This window comes from Hymenobacter setariae (genome assembly GCF_007713685.1).
Taxonomy (GTDB): domain Bacteria; phylum Bacteroidota; class Bacteroidia; order Cytophagales; family Hymenobacteraceae; genus Hymenobacter; species Hymenobacter setariae.
On sequence record NZ_VMRJ01000007.1, the window covers coordinates 182,962 to 199,900 of the forward strand.

Annotated in this window: 14 protein-coding genes; 4 read left to right on the forward strand and 10 right to left on the reverse strand. The window is 59.0% G+C overall.

The genetic code is table 11. The features are described from left to right. Window positions 1-73: 73 nt before the first annotated feature. The 8 genes from FNT36_RS23375 to mraZ form a co-directional block, all read right to left on the reverse strand. Window positions 74-1,273, reverse strand: coding sequence for an FtsW/RodA/SpoVE family cell cycle protein (locus FNT36_RS23375; protein ID WP_144852828.1), 1,200 nt, complete (start codon window positions 1,271-1,273; stop codon window positions 74-76). Between the two features lie 47 nt (window positions 1,274-1,320). Further along, window positions 1,321-2,691 carry a UDP-N-acetylmuramoyl-L-alanine--D-glutamate ligase gene (murD, locus tag FNT36_RS23380; RefSeq protein ID WP_144852949.1) on the reverse strand — a complete coding sequence of 457 codons (1,371 nt, stop codon included), beginning with the start codon at window positions 2,689-2,691 and terminating at the stop codon, window positions 1,321-1,323. 16 nt (window positions 2,692-2,707) lie between these two features. Further along, window positions 2,708-3,928: a phospho-N-acetylmuramoyl-pentapeptide-transferase gene (mraY, locus tag FNT36_RS23385; RefSeq protein ID WP_144852830.1), complete on the reverse strand. Its 1,221-nt coding sequence runs from the start codon at window positions 3,926-3,928 to the stop codon at window positions 2,708-2,710. Window positions 3,929-3,997: 69 nt separating this feature from the next. Continuing rightward, window positions 3,998-5,467 (reverse strand): UDP-N-acetylmuramoyl-L-alanyl-D-glutamate--2,6-diaminopimelate ligase, encoded by a 1,470-nt coding sequence (locus FNT36_RS23390; protein ID WP_144852832.1) that lies wholly within the window; start codon window positions 5,465-5,467, stop codon window positions 3,998-4,000. Beyond that, window positions 5,467-7,965 (reverse strand): penicillin-binding protein, encoded by a 2,499-nt coding sequence (locus tag FNT36_RS23395; RefSeq protein ID WP_144852834.1) that lies wholly within the window; start codon window positions 7,963-7,965, stop codon window positions 5,467-5,469. Before FNT36_RS23395 ends, FNT36_RS23390 begins: the two co-directional genes overlap by 1 nt. Next, on the reverse strand, window positions 7,949-8,878 hold the full coding sequence (locus FNT36_RS25730; protein ID WP_233636176.1) for an FtsL-like putative cell division protein: 930 nt from the start codon (window positions 8,876-8,878) through the stop codon (window positions 7,949-7,951). The genes FNT36_RS23395 and FNT36_RS25730 overlap by 17 nt, the downstream gene beginning before the upstream one ends. A 4-nt stretch (window positions 8,879-8,882) precedes the next feature. Beyond that, window positions 8,883-9,830 (reverse strand): 16S rRNA (cytosine(1402)-N(4))-methyltransferase RsmH, encoded by a 948-nt coding sequence (gene rsmH / locus FNT36_RS23410; RefSeq protein ID WP_233636177.1) that lies wholly within the window; start codon window positions 9,828-9,830, stop codon window positions 8,883-8,885. Then, the gene (mraZ, locus tag FNT36_RS23415) at window positions 9,830-10,312 is read right to left on the reverse strand and encodes a division/cell wall cluster transcriptional repressor MraZ (RefSeq protein ID WP_144852836.1); all 483 of its coding nucleotides are present in this window, start codon (window positions 10,310-10,312) and stop codon (window positions 9,830-9,832) included. Before mraZ ends, rsmH begins: the two co-directional genes overlap by 1 nt. A gap of 358 nt (window positions 10,313-10,670) precedes the next feature. Here mraZ and FNT36_RS23420 point away from each other — a divergent pair, with 358 nt between their 5' ends. The 4 genes from FNT36_RS23420 (at window position 10,671) to FNT36_RS23435 (ending at window position 15,149) form a co-directional block, all read left to right on the forward strand. Further along, complete coding sequence (locus FNT36_RS23420; RefSeq protein WP_144852838.1) at window positions 10,671-11,669, forward strand: DUF4886 domain-containing protein; 999 nt, start codon at window positions 10,671-10,673, stop codon at window positions 11,667-11,669. 88 nt (window positions 11,670-11,757) lie between these two features. Then, complete coding sequence (locus tag FNT36_RS23425; RefSeq protein WP_144852840.1) at window positions 11,758-12,225, forward strand: hypothetical protein; 468 nt, start codon at window positions 11,758-11,760, stop codon at window positions 12,223-12,225. Between the two features lie 77 nt (window positions 12,226-12,302). Next, on the forward strand, window positions 12,303-14,636 hold the full coding sequence (locus FNT36_RS23430) for a TonB-dependent receptor (protein WP_144852842.1): 2,334 nt from the start codon (window positions 12,303-12,305) through the stop codon (window positions 14,634-14,636). Between the two features lie 138 nt (window positions 14,637-14,774). Then, window positions 14,775-15,149: a heavy-metal-associated domain-containing protein gene (locus FNT36_RS23435; protein ID WP_144852844.1), complete on the forward strand. Its 375-nt coding sequence runs from the start codon at window positions 14,775-14,777 to the stop codon at window positions 15,147-15,149. Between the two features lie 128 nt (window positions 15,150-15,277). Here FNT36_RS23435 and FNT36_RS23440 read toward each other — a convergent pair whose 3' ends face one another. After that, window positions 15,278-16,024 (reverse strand): fatty acid desaturase, encoded by a 747-nt coding sequence (locus FNT36_RS23440; RefSeq protein ID WP_144852846.1) that lies wholly within the window; start codon window positions 16,022-16,024, stop codon window positions 15,278-15,280. 27 nt (window positions 16,025-16,051) lie between these two features. After that, window positions 16,052-16,906: a 4-hydroxy-3-methylbut-2-enyl diphosphate reductase gene (locus FNT36_RS23445; RefSeq protein ID WP_233636178.1), complete on the reverse strand. Its 855-nt coding sequence runs from the start codon at window positions 16,904-16,906 to the stop codon at window positions 16,052-16,054. Window positions 16,907-16,939 lie beyond the last annotated feature (33 nt).

The following is a 16,939-nucleotide window of genomic DNA, read 5'->3' on the forward strand; positions in this document are numbered from 1 at the left end:
GTTAGCTTTTAGCTAGTGGCTATTAGCTTTTGAATAATCCTGCTGTTAACATTTAGTAGCCAACAGCTTACTTCTACGCATACTGAGCCCGCTTGCTCGGAATACGTGCCGCGCCGGGGTCTTCACCAGTCATGGGCCGAATTTCGCGCTCACCGCGGCTCACAGCCAGGATAATGCCGATGCTCAATCCAGTGAAAATGAGCGAAGTGCCGCCCATGCTAAGCAACGGCAGCGGCAAGCCCGTTACGGGCCCTAGGCCCACAGCTACACCCATATTCACCATCGCCTGCAAGACCAGGCTAAAGCATAAGCCGGCCGACAAAAGGCCTCCGAAAGCGCCGTGACTATTCATCACGGTTTTCAACCCTCGGTATAGAAAGGCCAGGTAGAGAAACAGTACGAACAAGCCGCCAATCATGCCATATTCTTCAATGATGATGGCATAGATAAAGTCGGAATACGGGTGCGGCATGATGTTGCGCTCGGTGCTCTTGCCGGGTCCCTTGCCGCTCACGCCACCCGTAGCAATGGCAATAAACGAGTGTTCTAGCTGAAACTGCGGCTTCTTCTTAGCGTCGGTAAAGTTGGATACGCGCGAGATAACCGTACCTAGGCGCTGCCCCGCCCACAGCCCGGCCCCGCCCAGCGTAATGCCGATGGCCACCATCAACACCATGTGCTTCATCGGCACCCGGCCGATAAACATGAGCAATAGGCACGTCAGAAATAGTAGCACCGCCGTCGAAGCATTCGACAGAATAATCAGCCCGCAAATAACTCCCACCCACAGCATCACCGGAAAGAGCGTGCTCCAGAAATCGTTGATGTGCTGCTGGCGGCGGCTAAGCATGCTGGCCAGGTGTGTAATAAGCGCCAGCTTGGCCAAGTCGGATGGCTGAAAGGTTTGATTAATTACCGGAATTGTAAGCCAGCGCGAAGCGTCGTTGAACGTAGTACCGCCGAAGAAATACGTGTACAGCAGCAGCGGCACCGACAGCAGCAGCGCATACAATGACAGACGCGAATAATGGCGGTAATCAATACGGTGCGCCAGCCACATCAGCCCTAGGCCCACCAATATCAAGCTGGTGTGCTTCAAGGCAATACCTTCTACCGAGCCGCCACGGCCGTGTAGCTCTTGGCGATAGGCCAGCGTGCCCGTAGCCGAATACACTACCGCGATGCTGATGAGCGAAAACAGAATAACAATGGCCCACAAAATAGGGTCCCCTTTCAGATTGCGCTGAAGCCAGGTAAGCCGGGTTGCTTGCATAAGTAAGCGAGTGAGTGGGTTGAGAAATAAGTGACTGAAAAAGGGCCCTAGGTCGGTAATTCGCCCACTGCGGCAGCAAACTGCCGGCCGCGGTCCTCGTAGTTTTTAAATAAGTCGAAGCTGGCGCAGCACGGCGAAAGCAGCACCACATCGCCGGGTTCGGCGAGGGCGGCAGCGCGCTGCACAGCTTCAGTCATGCGCTGGGTTTCTTCGAGGTGCGGCACGTAGTCGGCAAACGCGGCGCGCAGCTTGGCATTGTCTACGCCCAGGCATATCAGTGCCTTCACCTTTTGCTGAGCTAAAGGTTGCAGTGGCGCGTAGTCATTGCCTTTGTCGGTGCCGCCGGCTATCCACACAATGGGGCGCTTCACGCCATCGAGGGCATACCAAGCCGCCTCCACGTTGGTTGCTTTGCTGTCGTTGATATAGGCTACGCCATTCAGCTCCTTCACCAGCTGCAAGCGGTGGTCAGCGTTGTGGAAGGTACCTAGGGCCTGCTCAATCTGCGCAATACTGACGCCCGCTACGCGTGCAGCGAGCACGGCAGCCAGCACGTTCTGGCGGTTGTGCTCACCGATGAGCGGCGAGTTAGCGGTGCTAATATGTTCGGTTTCGCTGTAGTACCCCGGCTGCAAATCCACGCACAGGCAATCCTCTCTTTCGTAGTAGCCCGCCAGTTGGAAATCGGCTCGCTTATGCAGGCTAAAAGGCATCTGCTGCATAGGCCGCAGCGCCGCCTTAAAATTCCCGTGAATGTTTTCGTCGTCGGCGTTATAAATGAAATAGCTGCTGCTGTCCTGGTTGCGCACAATGCGCAGCTTGGCCTGCGCATACTCAGTCATCGAGTAGTTGTAGCGGTCCAAATGGTCGGGCGTGATGTTCAGCAATACCGCCACCCAAGGGTTGAAGTATTCTATATCATCGAGCTGGAAGCTGCTTAGCTCCAATACGTAGTAATCAAACTTATTTTCAATCACTTGCTCAGCTAGCGAGTAGCCGATATTACCGGCCAATCCTACGTTGTATCCCGCTTCCTTCAGCAAGTGGTAAGTGAGCAGCGTAGTCGTGGTTTTGCCGTTGGTACCCGTGATGGCAATGTAGCGCGCCTGCGTGTAGCGGCTGGCAAATTCTATCTCCGAAATAATGGAAATACTGCGCTCGCGCAGCGCCTTGATAACTGGCGCCTTCTCCGGAATACCGGGGCTTTTTATAACCTCATCGGCTTGCAGAATGCGGTCGAGCGTGTGCTGATTTTCCTCGAATGCAATGCTCGCCTGCGTCAATTTATCCTTGTAGTCTGGCTGAATAGGGCCGCGGTCCGATACGAACACGGCGTGCCCTTTGGCCTGGGCCAGCAGCGCCGCCCCCACCCCACTTTCGGCAGCACCTAGGACGACAATATTTTTCGAACCTTCCATCATACCCTACTTTTCCTTAACGCAGTTTTAGCGTCACTAATGTAATGACAGCCAGCATAATACCAATAATCCAGAAGCGAGCTACGATTTTAGACTCGTGGTAGCCGAGCTTCTGAAAATGGTGGTGCAGCGGCGACATGCGCAGCAAGCGTCGGCCCTCGCCATACTTGCGCTTGGTATACTTAAACCAGCTCACCTGCACCACTACCGACAGGTTTTCGATAATAAATACCCCGCACAGAATAGGAATCAGCAGCTCTTTGCGCACGGCCAGCGCCAGCACCGTAATAATGCCACCTAGGGCCAGCGAGCCAGTATCGCCCATAAATACCTGCGCCGGGTACGAGTTGTACCACAAAAACCCGATGCAGGCCCCCACGAAAGCCGTGCAGAACACAACCAACTCGCCCGAATCCGGAATAAACATAACGTCCAGATAATCAGCCAGCAGGGCGTTGCCGCTCACAAACGCAAAAATGGCCAGCGTGACCCCAATAATGGCCGAAGTACCCGCCGCTAAGCCATCGAGGCCATCGGTGAGGTTGGCGCCGTTGCTAATGGCCGTTACCAGAAAAACGACGATGGGAATGTAGAACAAGCCATACAAGCCTTTGAACGCCGTGCCGGCCTGCGCAAACAAGTCGCCGTAGTTCAGCTCATTGTTTTTCATGAACGGCACCGTCGTAATAGCTAGGTGTACGTCTTTAAATATTTTGGACGCATCTACCGCCGAGTACTGCCCATTGGGCAGCAGATACTCGCGCACGGTAATCTCGTTGCTGTAGAACAATACCCAACCCACCGTGATACCTAAGCCAATCTGCCCCAGCACCTTAAACCGACCGCTTAAGCCTTCCTTATTCTTGCGAAAAATCTTGATGTAGTCATCTAGAAACCCAATCAACCCGAGCCAAACGGTGCTGAGCAGCATCAGAATAATGTAAATGTTGCGCAGACGTGCAAACAGCAGTACGGGCACCAGAATGGCCAGCAAGATGATAAGACCGCCCATGGTCGGCGTACCTTTCTTCTCGCTTTGCCCCTGCAAGCCTAGGTCACGGATAGTCTCGCCCAGCTGCTTACGCTGCAGCACACCAATGAGCTTACCGCCGAAAATTTGGGCGATGAGCAGCGACGTAACTACCGCCAGCGCCGCGCGAAAGGTGGTGTATTGAAACACCCCTATGCCCGGAATGTGGTAGTGCTCGTGGAGGTAGCGAAAGAGGTAATAAAGCATGGGCTTGAAGTAGGAACCAATTGGTAGTACAAGCAGCGCGATTGCGTCGCGGGCACTGATAAAGGTCCTTTAATTTTTAATTTCTGAGAGTGCTTTGCGCAGTTCCTCTCGGTCGTCGAAGGGTAGTTTGACACCCTTTATTTCCTGGTAGGTTTCGTGGCCTTTGCCAGCCACCAGCACGAGGTCGCCGGGCCGGGCCAGGCTCACGGCGTCCCGAATGGCTTGGCGGCGGTCGGGTATCAGTTGCACGTGCGCATCGGCGGGCGGCGTGAGGCCGGCCTGCATCTGGTGCAGGATGTCCAGCGGGTCCTCGTCGCGCGGGTTATCGGCGGTGAGGATGGCTTGGTCGGAAAGCTGCGCGGCTAGCCGCGCCATGATGGGGCGCTTAGCTGCGTCACGGTTGCCACCGCAGCCCACCACCGTGATGATGCGCTGCTCGGGCCGGCGCGTCTGGTGCAGGGTTTGCAGCACGTTTTCGAGCGCGTCGGGTGTGTGGGCGTAGTCCACGAGGCCAATGATGGCGCTGCCAGGCACGGCCACTGGCTCGAAGCGACCTGGCGCCGTGGTGAGGCCCGAGAGGATGGTAAGCGCCTCGGTGGGGTCTTCGCCCAGCAGCACGGCGGCACCGTACACCGCCAGCAGGTTGTAGGCATTGAAAATGCCAATCAGCCGAAACTGCACTTCGCGGCCCTCAATCTCCAGGTGCAGGCCGTGCAGCTCATTATCAACCAGCCTAGCGCGGAAGCTGGCGGCCGTGCGCAGCGAGTAGGTGGCGCGGCGGGCGGCCGTGTTTTGCAGCATCACCGGGCCGCGCTTGTCGTCGGCATTCGTGAGGGCAAAAGCCGACTTAGGCAACGCGTCGAAAAAGCCTTTTTTAGCCTTTAGGTAATTGTCAAACGTGCCATGGTAGTCGAGGTGGTCGTGGGTAAGGTTGGTAAACACGCCACCCGCAAAGCGCAGCCCGCCAATGCGGTGCTGGGCCACGGCATGGCTGCTCACCTCCATGCAGGCGTGAGTGCAGCCGGCCGCCACCATGCGCGCCAGCAGCTCGTTGAGCCGAATAGCGTCGGGTGTGGTGTGGGTGCTGGGCACCACCGTTTCGTCAATCTGGTTTTGCACTGTGCTCAGCAGGCCACAGTGATAGCCTAGCTCACGCAGCAGCTTGTGCAAGAGCGTAGCACAGGTGGTTTTACCATTGGTACCCGTGACGCCCACCAGTTGAAGCTGGCGCGACGGATGCCCGTAAAACGCGCTGGCAATGGGACCTAGGGCTGCCGCGCTGTCGGCCACCTGCACGTAGGTAGTGGCGGGGTTTAGCTCGGCAGGCAGCTCCTCGCACACCACTACGGCGGCCCCTAGGCTCACGGCTTTGCCGATAAACTGGTGTCCATCGGTTGCAGTGCCGCGCAGGGCGCAGAATAGCAGACCCGGCCCCGCCTGGCGCGAGTCAAGCGTCAGGCCGCTAACGGGCACGTCGGGCGAGCCATGCTGCGCCAGCACGATGACCTCGGTGAGTAAGGAAAAGAGCGGAAGGTTCATTAGGCAGATTTAGGGGCGCGGTTGCCTTTGGCTATCGCAGGCTTGGCGGCGGGCTGCTGCGCGGTGCGGATGTCAGCCGCGGAGGTTTTCTTAGGCGCCTGCTTTTTCTTGTCGGTGCTAGGCGCGGTCGCTTTCGCGGGCTTGGCTTTAGCGTTATTGTCCTTGGGCGAGGTAGATTCGGTCTTCGTGGCACCTTTAGCCTTTGCGGGCTTGTCGGCCGACCTAGCCGGCTTGGTCGCTACCAGCTTGGTGCTGCGAATGGGGCGGCTTTCGTGCTCAGCAGGCACCAGCAGCGTGTTCTCGGCAATCTCGGTGTGGGTCGGCTCGGGCAGGGCCATCGGCGCTGCGGCCAGAGCCGCAGTGGGCGCCAAGGCCAGACTCACCACCGCCCCGCGCTTCACCGACTCGCCGGGCGCTACCGACTGCTCACGCACGCGGCCGGTGCCATTGGTGCGCACCTTTAGACCCCGGTTTTCGAGCAAGAATAGCGCATCGCGCAGCGTAAGGCCGCGGGCATCGGGCATGCGGCCAGCGCGGGTCACGGTGGTGTTGGGCGTCACTTCTACGGCGCGCGTCACCACGGCTGTGTCTACGGCGCGGGTGGCTCGCACCCATTCCTCGCCCCCGGTGGCCCGGGTTTGGGCGGGCAGGCCAATGCGCTGGCACACGAGCGCTATCTCATCCTGCACCCCGGCGCGCACCAGCGGCGCTGGCGAGCGGTGGGCGGGCACCCGCGCCAGCATGGGGCGCTGGCTGGCTTGGTCGCGCGCCATGCAGCGGTCGGCGATGTCACGGAATACCGGAGCCGCTACTTCGGCCCCCGACCAGCCACCCTTGCTCGGCGAGTCTATCACCACAATGCAGCTGTACTTAGGCTTATCGGCCGGAAAAAACCCGCAGAAGCTGGTCGAGTACGTTTTAGTGTAGTGGCCGTTCTTGAATTTCCACGCCGTGCCCGTCTTGCCCGCAATGCTGTAGTCGGTGGGCCTGATTTTGCGGGCAGTGCCTTCCAGCACCACACCTTCCATCATGGCGTGCAGCTTGCGCAGGGTTTCGTCGGAGCAAATTTTCTGATTTAACACCGGGGCTTCAAATTGCTCCAGTACTTGGTCAGCCTGCTTGATTTCCTTCACGATAATTGGCTGCACTTTCACGCCGCCATTGGCCACGGCATTGTAGAAAGCCAGCGTTTGCAGGGGCGCGATTTTCAGCTCGTAGCCGATACACATCGTCGTGAGCGAAGTGCGGCTCCAAGTCCGGTCCTTGGGGTCTTTGATGTAAGGCAGGGCCTCGCCCGCCATCTGGAACCCTAGGGGCTTGGGTAACCCGAAGCGCTTCAGGTAGTCGGTATAGGCCGAAGGGTTGCCACTGAAATACTGGTTTATCAGCTTAGCCACGCCGATGTTCGATGACTTCTCAAACACCTGCTGCACGGTCACTTTGCCGTAGCCGTGGGTGTCCGTTTTCACCGCCCCGCCGATGAGCATGCGTCCGTTGCCGGTGTCCACAATATCGTCGAGCTGAATCTCGGGGTGTGCTTCAAGCAGAGCCATCATCGACGCCAGCTTAAACGTGGAGCCCGGCTCGGTGCGGCCCTGGTCGGCAAAGGCGTAGTTGTAGTCTTCCTTGTATGTGCCGTCTGAAGCCTTCCCTAGGTTAGCTACGGCCTTGATTTCGCCGGTGCGCACTTCCATCAGGATGGCGCAGCCGTACTGTGCGTCGTTGGCCACCAAGGCTTGGTACAGCGCATCTTCGGCGCCGTCCTGCAAGTTGATGTCGAGCGTCGTCTTAATATCATAGCCCGGCTGAGGCTTGATTTCGGTGCCGTCGTACACGGGCTTCATGCCACCTGGCACCCGCTCATACAGCGCCTCGCCAGCCTTGCCAGCTAGCTTGGTTTGAAACGTAAACTCTAGGCCGGCCCCGTTTTTGTCTTCGTTCACGAAGCCCACGGTGCGCTGCGCCAGCCCACCAAAAGGCCGAAAGCGCTTATCGACCTTCTCAAAGATGACCCCGCCTTTACGCTTGGCCCGAAAGATGGGCCAGCTCGTCAATTCCTTCTTCTCTTGAAAGTTAATCTGCCGCGAGTTCAGGCGCAGGTAGCGCACAGCGGGGTCTTTGGCATTGTAGGCCGTAATCAGGCGGCGCTTGTACTCCTCCTTGCTACGGTCGCCAAAAAAGCGGGCAAGATTCCCAGCCAGCGAATCTATACCCTTCTGGAACATGACCTTATCGACCACGCCCGGGTCCCACGCCACCCGGTAGAAGGGCAGCGAAGTTGCCATGATGCTCTTGCCGTCGCTGGCGAAAATATTGCCCCGCGTGGCCGGCACCGACTGGTAGCTGATGCGGCGCTCCTGCTCCAGGGCTCGCCATTTAGCGCCCTCCTGGTACTGGATGTGCGAGATTTTCCAGGCAATGGCTCCCGAGAAAATAGCCACGCCTAGAAATGCCAGCCGCACCCGCGTGACGATGGATTTCTTAACGCTTCCTTTCATGGGCTTCTTTCTTTTTAGTGCCTTTGGCTACTTCAGCCCGAGGCTTGCTAGAACGCGTGGAAGTGGTTTTATTTTGTGCTGTCTTGGACTTTTTAGAACTCTTTTCAGAACTTCTTACGGGTGCCTTCCGAGCCTGAACTGCGGGCACCTCAGAAGCAACGTGGTCATTATCAACTTCCTCCTCCAAACCGGGCGGAGGCGGACCGGCTTCGAGCGCATCATCAGCGCCCGCGGCTTCGGCGGCTTGCTGGCGGCGAGCACGACCTAAGAGCGAATCGGCACGTTGCGCGGCGGCCGAATCGCGAGCAGCACGGGCGGCCAGGGTATCGGCCGTGAGCACAGGCATGTCTTCTAGTTCGGCCTCGTCGAGGCGGCCAGCCGGCACCGCAATGCGAAAGGGCGGCGACGAACTTTCGACCAGCCCGATGGCGGCCACCTTGCGCGCTACCTCGCTCTGCTTGCTGGCCTCCATGTAGTCCGACGACAGCGTAGTGTAGTCGGCGCGTAGGTCCTCAGTCTCCAGCTTGAGGCGCTGAATGTTGCGGTTCATGCGGTTGCCGTAGTGCGTGTTGCCGATGTACAGCAAGGTAAGCAGCATGATAAACAGCACCTTGGGCAGGTACTGCACCGGCAAGCCCTCCTCAAAGAAGCTATCGAGCCCCGTAAACCGGTCGAGCAGCGAAAACAAGCTCCAAGTAGAAGCCGGGCGCTCGGGTTGTTCGGGCGCGGGTTTGCGGCGGGGCGGGGCGGGCTTTTCAACCTCTGGCTCGGGCACGGCGGCCACCGGAGCCGGCAGCGGCTCAGGCGCTACTGGGGCAGGCGCCGGCGTAGGCTCGGGAGCAGGCGGCGCAGTGGGGCGCGCTACATTGGTGCGGGGCGGCCCGGCAGTGGGGCGAAGCGTATTGGCGGCCATGAGCTTACGCGGGAATAGAGGTTCGGACGCCGACCCGCAGCTTGGCACTGCGAGCACGGCTATTCTGGGCAACTTCGTCGGCCGAAGCCTCGATGGGCTTGCGCGTTAGCGCCTCAAAGGGTAGGCTGGTCCGCCCGTACAGGTCTTTTTCAGCTTGGCCGAAGAACTTGCCTTGGCTGAGGAAATTCTTAACCAGCCGGTCTTCTAGCGAGTGGTAACTCATCACTACCAAGCGCGCGCCGGGGCGCAGCACCTGGGCCGTTTGCACTAGCATCTCCTGCAAGGCCGTCAGCTCGTCGTTAACCTCAATGCGGAGGGCTTGAAATACTTGCGCCAAGTATTTATTCTCTTTGCCCCGCGCCGTAACGGGCTGAATAGCTTGCTTCAACTCTTGAATGGTGCGCAGCGGGCGCTGCCGGCGCGCCTGCACCACCGTGGCAGCTAGGGTACGGGCATTGGTGACCTCGCCGTACATACCAAAAATGCGGTGCAGCGCGGCTTCCTCATAGTCGTTGAGCACGTCGGCGGCCGTGGGGGCGCTGGCATCCTCGGGGTTCATCCGCATGTCGAGCGGCCCATCGAAACGAGTGCTAAAACCCCGACCGGCCGTGTCAAACTGGTGCGATGATACCCCTAGGTCGGCCAGCAGGCCATCGACGGGCAAAGCCCCTAGGGTAGCTAGCTCGCTGGTAAGATGCCGGAAGTTGGCCCGAATGAACGTGAACTGCGGCCGAGCTAGCGCCTGTGCTTCGCGCTCGGCGGCATCGTCCTGGTCAAAGCTGAAGAGGTGGCCTTCCGATAGGTGTTCTAAAATGCGGGCCGAGTGGCCGCCGCCACCAAACGTCACATCGACGTAGCGGCCGGCGGGTTGCAGGTCTAGCGCATCGAGGCACTCGGCCAGCATCACGGGGCGGTGGTAGGCGGTATCGTTGGGGCGAGGGTCGAGGCTCATCAGGCAGAGAGAGCCGGTGAGCCCGGCGTATCGGGTGAAAGGGAAACGAACTTTTGGGCCAGCTTAGAAAACTCACCCGGGTCCTTAATAAGGTAGTCGTCGTAGCGGGCGGGGTCCCACAGTTCGCAGCGGTTGCCGAGGCCCACGATAATGGCTTCTTTCTCTAGGCCGGCGTAGCGGCGCATGGAGCCCGGTAGCAAAAAGCGCCCGATGTTGTCGAGCTCTACCTCCGTCACACCCCGCAGAAAGTTACGCTGAAACTGACGGTACTCCTCGTTGAATTCGTCCAGGGCCATCACCCGGGCCTGAATCACGTCCCAGGCCGACCTAGGGTACAGCACCAGGCAAGGCTCGAGGCCGCGCACCAGCACCAGCTGGTTGGCATAGGCATCGGGCAGGGCCGCCTTTACCTTCGCCGGCAGCACCAGCCGCCCCTTGGGGTCGAGCTTGCAATCGTATTCGCCGGTGAGAGATAAGGACATGGCAGGAAGAAGCGGCGGCGTTAGGCGTGGGCTAAAGAACAAAAGTACGATTCGTTTCAAAAAAGCCGCCACTTTCTACCACTTCTTACCACGGCGTAAAAAGTCCTTTAGCGAGCTTTAAACGCATATTTTATCAATTTTGCAACTTTGATGCACTGCCATTTGGCAACCCTCTAGCTTTGAAAAACCAAGTCTACTCGCGACTTAAGTCACTTTTTTGATAGTCCAATATTTGAGCAACTATGTTGCATATAAGAGAGGAGAGGCGCTGCCGAGTGCACTTGCCGAGCGGGCCTTGGCGACTCCGATTTGCTACCGAGCCCAGCGACTTACGCGCTGGACTGCCTTACTTGCAACCATGAATTGCTTCTTTCCTTTCTCCTCGCTGCGCCGCTGGGCGCTGGTTGGTGCTTTATGCTGGCTGGGCTTGCCTGGGTGGGCCCAACGGCCGGCCACGACTCGGCCACAAACTATCCTGTTTGTGGGCAACAGCTTCTTTCACGGCGCCTTCCAGCCTGTGCTGAGCTACAATGCCACAGCTGTTACCGACGAGAACTTCAAGCCTAACGCTGCTGGACAGCGCCACCGCCAGTATGAGCACGAGGACCGCCCCTGGGGAGGCATTCCGGGTATTTTTAAGAAGCTAACCGACGAGGCTGGCTTGCCCTACGACGTCCACTTGGAGGTCATTAGCGGGCAAACCCTGAAGTTTCATTACGATAGCGCTCTGGCTATCATTCGGCAGCCTAAGTGGGATAAAGTGGTGATGCACGACTACAGCACTGGCCCGGTGCCCACGCGGCACGGCGGGCAGCCGGCGCGCTTCTTCGAGTATGCCACCCGGCTCGAACAAGCCGTGCACACGGCCAATCCCGCCGCCCAGGTGTACCTCTACCAAACTTGGGCGCGAGCTGATATTACTTACCCGAGCGGCAAGAACTACAGCGGCCTGCCGCTCGACTCGATGACCCACGACTTGCACGCGGCCTACTATCAGGAGGCGGCCCGCGACGGGCATTTTGCGGGCGTGGCGCCGGCCGGTGATGCTTGGCTGCGGGCCGTGCGGCAGGGTGTAGCCATGCCGAACCCCTATGCTCCCGAGGCGGGCAAGGTCGACTTGTGGGGCAGCGACCATTACCACCCGAGCGCCTATGGGGCTTACTTGAATGCGTGCGTGCTGCTGGCCGAGGTGGCTGGCTACGACCCACGCAAGCTAGGAGGCACCGAGCAGGCCGCCGCCGCGCTGGGCATTACGCCGCCCGTGGCCGTGCAGCTTCAGCGCTTGGCTTATGAGCAAGTACAGGCTGCTAAAAAACTCTCGAAGGGCAAGCTTAAAGGCAAAAGCGGGCGCCGCTAGCCTACTTAGCCGCTGGCCAAATTTTACACCACCTAGGGCGTTTGCTGCACGCGGCAAGCGCCCTAGGTGGTGTATTTTTGTGTAAGTTATGCTACGCCCTCTGCCCTACCATCACCGTTTTCTGAGCGCCTTGCTGGCGCTTTTGGTGTTGGCTACGTCGGTAGGGCTCACGGCCGAGCGCCACCGCTGCCGTATTAGCGGGCGCAGCACCGTCGCGTTGAGTTTGCCAGGCTTGGCTAGCCATAGCGATGAGACTACCCCGACCAAGCCAGGCCGGCCCTGCGGCAAGCGCCGCGCCAGCGGCTGTTGCGACATCAGCCACTCGCAGCACAAGCTCAATGCCCAGAGCAGTGCGGCGGGCTTTGCAAAGTGGCTGCCTGAGGCGCCACCGGCGCTACCGCCGGCATTACTACCAACGCCAGTCTGGACTGGGCTATCGCTCAGGGCGCCACTGGCCGCGTCTGTGGCCACTGGCACGGCCGCCAATTCGTCACCGCCGGGGGTACCTAAGGCGGGGCGAGTACTGCTTACGCTCGGGTGCACGCTCGTCGTCTAGGTGATTTCTGAACAAGGCCAATCCAGTTGGACTAGACTGGCCGTTTGTTTTTCAGAAATCATTACTATTCGACGTATATGCTAGCTATTAGCGGGTTATTTCCGCGCTCTCTACTTATTTCTTTTTGCAGCCTGCCCCTGCTGGCCCACGCCCAAAGCGGGGCGGCCGTGCGCGGCGAGGTGCACGAGGCGGGGGGCGCCGCCCCCCTACCCGGCGCCGTAGTGCGCTGGCTGCTACCAGCCGGCGCCAGCGGCCCCACTACCAGCACCGATGGCGCGGGCACATTTGTACTGCCCTTTCCGGCGCAGGTTAGCCACCGGCTCATTATCAGCGCAGTAGGCTATACTGCTGATACAGTGACGGTACCCACCAGCACCACGCCCTACCTGCGAGTGAGCTTGCGCGGCGGCGCGGCCTTAGGTGAGGTGACTGTAACGGGGCGCCCGCCTGCCTACTCAGCTAAGGCAGTGGGCAACTTGCAGACCATTAGCTCACGGGACCTTACCAAGTCGGCGTGCTGCAATCTGGCCGAGAGCTTCGAAACCAACGCTGCTGTAGAGGTGAGCACTGCCGACGCGGTGAGCGGCGCCAAGCAGATTCAGCTGCTGGGCCTCGATGGGGCATATTCGCTGCTGACCATCGACAACCAGCCGGCCTTGCGCGGCTTGGCGGCCCCCTACCGCCTAGGGTACCTGGCGGGCCCCTGGATTGGCAGCATCGATATCATCAAGGGTACGGGCTCGGTGGTGAATGGCTACGAGGGTATTTCGGGGCAGGTGAACGTGCAGCTCAAAGAGCCCGACAAAACCGACCAACTCCTACTCAACGCCTATGTCAACGACCTGGGTAAATTTGACTTGAACGCCGTGTCGTCGCAGCGCTTCAACAAGAAATGGAGCAACGTACTGCTGCTGCACAACGACCACCTCGGCAACCGCGTGGACCGCAACGGCGACGGCTTTCTGGACCTCCCGCTAGCTACGCAGTTCAACGGCTACGACAAGGTGAAGTACCTCTCGGGCAATGGCCTAGTAGCCGAGTTGGGCGTGGGTGCCCTGCGCGAGACCCGGCAGGGTGGGCAACTGGATTTTCGCCCCGACGCCACCGATGCCTACCGCCAGCACTATGGCACCACGCAAACCACCAACCGCTACACGGCCCAGGCGCGCACCTCGTACACCTGGCCCGGTCGCCCCTTTCAGAGCCTAGGGCTGCTGGTGAATAGCACCAGCCACGACTTCAACTCGACCTACTCCTTTAAGCAGGACACCGGGCCGCGCCAGTACGACGGCCACCAAAACACTGGGCAGGCCACGCTGCTGTTCCAGAGCGTTATCCAGAACACCACCCACGTGTACCGGGCGGGCCTGAGCTTCTTATACGACGACTACCGCGAGCACCTAGGCACCGGCCGCATCTATTCGACCGATACGCCGGTCACCATCGACGCCCGCGAAAACCGCCGCCGCACTGAGCGCGTGCCTGGCGCCTTTGCCGAGTATACCTACAATAACTCGCGCAACCTAACGGCTGTGCTGGGTTTGCGCACCGACTACCACAACCTCTTCGGCTGGCAAGTCACGCCGCGCTTCAACCTCAAGTACGACTTGCGCCCCACCACCGCTCTGCGCCTTTCGGCCGGCCGGGGCCTGCGCGTGCCTAACCCTATTGCCGACAATGCGGCGATGCTAGCCAGCGCCCGCGAGTTTTACATTGCTTCCAATCTGCTGCCCGAAACGGCTTGGAATTTTGGTGGCTCGCTTACGCAGTATTTCCAGCTGCTGGGGCGCCAAGCCACATTCGTGGTCGATTACTACGACACGAGCTTCCAGAACCAGTTGGTGGCGGATATGTACACCAGCCCGCAGTACATCATCTTGGATAACCTGACGCCGGGCGCCCGCTCTTTCGCCCGCAGCCTACAGGCTGAGGTGCAGGCCGAACCCGCCAAAGGCCTGCAAGTGAAAGCCGCCTACAAGTGGCTCGATGTGCAGAGCACTTACGCCGGCCAGCTGCTACCCAAGCCGCTTACGCCCCAACACCGCGCTTTCCTGAACCTAGGATACGCCTCGGCCTTCGACAAGTGGCGCGGCGACCTCACGGTGCAGTGGTTTGGCGAGCGCCCCCTGGCCCACCTGCCCGCTGATGGCAGCAACGTGGGACACGCGCACGGCACCGGCACTTCTGGCCTGCAATTTGCCCCACGCTATGCCCTGCTCAATGCACAAGTTACGCGGGCTTTCAAGCGCCTGGAAGTGTACCTAGGTGTCGAAAACCTCACTAATTACCGCCAGCCCGACCCTATCCAAAATGCAGCTTCGCCCTTTAGTGCAGGCTTCGATGCGGCCATGGTATGGGGCCCGGTGTATGGGCGCCTCACTTACGCAGGCCTCCGCTACCACATCGACTAAACCGCAGCTTCAAATGGGTTTGTCGGATTTCGCACATACGCCCGCGGCGGGCTGACTACTTAGTTGTCAAGCTAATTAGCCCTATGAGTTCTTACTCGTCAGTGGCACTTATTATTTAATTTTAGTTGTTTTGTTCTCATGAAAGCTTTCGCATTCTCCCTGCTCACGCTGCTGAGCATTGGCGGCCTGGCCGCCCAGGCCCAAACCGCTCCTGTAGCGGCGGCCACCAAGGCCAAAGGCACCGAGCAAGTCCAGTTTAAGACGTCGGCCGTGTGTGACATGTGCAAGGCCCGCCTCGAAAAAAGCCTAGCCTACGAAAAAGGTGTGCAGGCGGCTCACCTCGACGTGCCCAGCAAGGTCTTGACCGTGACCTACAACCCGGCCAAAACCACTACGGCCGCCCTACGCACCGCCGTACAGAAAACCGGCTATGATGCCGACGAAGCCACGGCTGATAACCGCGCCTACGAGCGCTTACCTGAGTGCTGCAAAAAGACTAATGCTACTCACTAAATCGCGAATAGAAGCAGATTTCACGGCTGCTATAGGTGAAGGATGTGAGAAACGTAGTTGTTTAATACAACTAAAAAGCCTGCCCAATTGGGCAGGCTTTTTAGTTTACGTAATTCGTGAAGTCAACTTCAATCCGTACTAATCTGTGACTTGGCTTGCCACAGACGCCACCAGGGTAGGTAGGGCTGGTCGTGATGCTCGTAGTGATAGCCGAAGAAGTAGCAGCTTACGAATGCCCAGGCGTGGTAGGGCCACTGGCGCTGGCTGCGCGACTTATGGTGGTTGTCGGGCTCGTGCTCGCCGCGGTGCGGCAAGTAGGTACCAAAGAAAAACAGCTGCAATGTGGCTAGCACGGCCGGCACCATCCAGAAGGCAATAACGTTGGCCTGCGGAAACCAGATTTTGAGCACGTTGTAGGTGGCAGCCATCAGCAGTACCTGCCACCAGGTCACGTAGTTCCAGGCAAAGCGCAGGAGCCAAGGCAGGAAGCCGGGATGGCCCTCCGGGTGGTAGTCAGGGTCGTCTTGGGTGCCAACGTGGTGGTGATGGCGATGGTGCTTGGGCAACTGGCCCGGAAACCAATTATAGGCAAACAGCAGCGTTGCCACCGTACCAATGGCATTGTTGAGGCGCTTATTGTGGCTCACCACCCCGTGCATAGCATCGTGGCCCGTGATGTAAAGGCCAGTATACAAGTGTGTTTGTAGCAACAGCAGCAAGTAGGGCGCCGGCGAGTGCCAGTCGGGCTGATAAAACGCCAGTAAGAATACTAATAAGCTAGCCCAAGCCGCAATAATGAGCCCAGCCGCAAGCACCCCCCTACCCGCCAGAGGCTTAGGGGCCACTTTCACGGGCGCAACGGTAGAGCGGAGCATGTGCATACCTAGGCTTCTTTATTATTCTTACAGCCGCACCAGTACATCGCGCACCTGCTCCATCAGCCACATGGGCGTGCTTGTAGCTCCACAAATACCAACCGACTGCCCTGGCCCAAACCAAGAGGGACATATCTCGTCGGTTTTTGAAATAAAGTGCGTGCACGGATTGGTTTCCTTACACACCTGGTACAGCACCTTGCCATTAGAACTCTTCGTGCCCGATACAAAGACCACCTGGTCGAACTGCGCCGCAAAGCGCCGCAAGTCCAGGTCGCGGTTGCTCACCTGCCGGCAAATGGTGTCGTGTGCCGTTACCGAGTGCCCGCGGCTTTCGAGCTCGGTCTTAATCGTGTAAAATGACTCCGTGCTCTTTGTCGTCTGGCTATATAGCGTAATGTTGGCGGGCAGTTCGTGGTGCAGCAGCTCTTCTAGGTTCTCAAACACGATGGCTTCGCCACTGGTCTGCCCCAGCAAGCCGCGCACCTCGGCGTGGCCGTGCTTGCCGTAGATGAATAATTTTTCGCGCCGGTCGAAGCTCGCCTTGATGCGGTTTTGCAGTTTCAGCACTACGGGGCAACTGGCGTCAATCAGCGTCAGGTTGTTGACCAAAGCCTGCTGGTAGGTGCTGGGTGGCTCACCGTGCGCCCGAATCAGTACGGCCTCATCGCGCAATACAGCCAGCTGCTCGTAGTCGATGATACGTAAGCCCTTGGCTTCTAGGCGCTGCACCTCCTCATCGTTGTGCACAATGTCGCCTAGGCAATACAAATAGCCCTGCTCGTCGAGCAGGTCCTCGGCCATCTGAATGGCGTAAATCACGCCAAAGCAAAAGCCGGAGTTAGAATCGATGCGAACACTGAGGTGCAAACCGGACTGCATATCGCTCAACTAACTAAAAAGGCCGGCCGAAGG

What these genes read in the sequence shown, in the direction of transcription:
- FNT36_RS25730 (WP_233636176.1), bottom strand. Translation starts at nt 8,878, where the DNA reads ATGGCCGCCAATACGCTTCGCCCCACTGCCGGGCCGCCCCGCACCAAT.
- FNT36_RS23445 (WP_233636178.1), bottom strand. Translation starts at nt 16,906, where the DNA reads ATGCAGTCCGGTTTGCACCTCAGTGTTCGCATCGATTCTAACTCCGGC.
- FNT36_RS23390 (WP_144852832.1), bottom strand. Translation starts at nt 5,467, where the DNA reads ATGAACCTTCCGCTCTTTTCCTTACTCACCGAGGTCATCGTGCTGGCG.
- FNT36_RS23395 (WP_144852834.1), bottom strand. Translation starts at nt 7,965, where the DNA reads ATGAAAGGAAGCGTTAAGAAATCCATCGTCACGCGGGTGCGGCTGGCA.
- FNT36_RS23435 (WP_144852844.1), top strand. Translation starts at nt 14,775, where the DNA reads ATGAAAGCTTTCGCATTCTCCCTGCTCACGCTGCTGAGCATTGGCGGC.
- rsmH (WP_233636177.1), bottom strand. Translation starts at nt 9,830, where the DNA reads ATGAGCCTCGACCCTCGCCCCAACGATACCGCCTACCACCGCCCCGTG.
- FNT36_RS23440 (WP_144852846.1), bottom strand. Translation starts at nt 16,024, where the DNA reads ATGCTCCGCTCTACCGTTGCGCCCGTGAAAGTGGCCCCTAAGCCTCTG.
- mraY (WP_144852830.1), bottom strand. Translation starts at nt 3,928, where the DNA reads ATGCTTTATTACCTCTTTCGCTACCTCCACGAGCACTACCACATTCCG.
- FNT36_RS23430 (WP_144852842.1), top strand. Translation starts at nt 12,303, where the DNA reads ATGCTAGCTATTAGCGGGTTATTTCCGCGCTCTCTACTTATTTCTTTT.
- FNT36_RS23425 (WP_144852840.1), top strand. Translation starts at nt 11,758, where the DNA reads ATGCTACGCCCTCTGCCCTACCATCACCGTTTTCTGAGCGCCTTGCTG.
- mraZ (WP_144852836.1), bottom strand. Translation starts at nt 10,312, where the DNA reads ATGTCCTTATCTCTCACCGGCGAATACGATTGCAAGCTCGACCCCAAG.
- murD (WP_144852949.1), bottom strand. Translation starts at nt 2,691, where the DNA reads ATGGAAGGTTCGAAAAATATTGTCGTCCTAGGTGCTGCCGAAAGTGGG.
- FNT36_RS23420 (WP_144852838.1), top strand. Translation starts at nt 10,671, where the DNA reads ATGAATTGCTTCTTTCCTTTCTCCTCGCTGCGCCGCTGGGCGCTGGTT.
- FNT36_RS23375 (WP_144852828.1), bottom strand. Translation starts at nt 1,273, where the DNA reads ATGCAAGCAACCCGGCTTACCTGGCTTCAGCGCAATCTGAAAGGGGAC.